This is a genomic window from Pseudomonas fluorescens, assembly GCF_902498195.1.
GTDB classification, from domain to species: domain Bacteria; phylum Pseudomonadota; class Gammaproteobacteria; order Pseudomonadales; family Pseudomonadaceae; genus Aquipseudomonas; species Aquipseudomonas fluorescens_BU.
In genome coordinates, this window is record NZ_CABVIY010000018.1 from 1 (window position 1) to 605 (window position 605).

The following is a 605-nucleotide window of genomic DNA, read 5'->3' on the forward strand; positions in this document are numbered from 1 at the left end:
ACATACATCCGATCTACCCGAACGTGCCGGAACAGCCGGAAGTGCTGATCCTCGATACCGCCGTCACCGACGTGCGTGACAACGCGATCTGGCACACCGACGTGACGTTCCTGCCGACCCCGGCCATGGGCGCGGTGCTCAGCGCCAAATTGCTGCCGGCGTTTGGTGGCGACACGCTGTGGGCCAGCGGCATTGCCGCATATGAAGCGTTGTCCGCGCCAATGAAGACCTTGCTTGAAGGGCTGACGGCCACTCACGACTTCACCCGCTCGTTCCCGCTGGAGCGTTTTGGCAACACGGCCGAAGCGCTGGCCCAATGGGAAGAAGCACGCAGGAAGAATCCGCCGTTGTCGCACCCGGTGATTCGCACGCACCCGGTGAGCGGGCGCCGCTCGTTGTTCGTCAATGAAGGCTTCACGTCGAAGATCAATGAGCTGTCGGACACCGAAAGCGAGGTGATTCTGAAGTTTCTGTTTGCCCATGCAACACGCGCGGAATTCACCATTCGCTGGCGCTGGCAGAAGGATGACGTGGCGTTCTGGGACAACCGCGTAACCCAGCAGTTCGCGGTCGATGATTACCAGCCGGCGCGACGGGTGATGCAG

1 protein-coding gene is annotated in these 605 nt (G+C 61.5%); it reads left to right on the forward strand.

What is annotated here, in order from left to right; translation table 11 throughout:
- The coding region (gene tauD, locus F8N66_RS31300; protein ID WP_150773741.1) for a taurine dioxygenase at positions 1-605 on the forward strand (605 nt) is incomplete at both ends.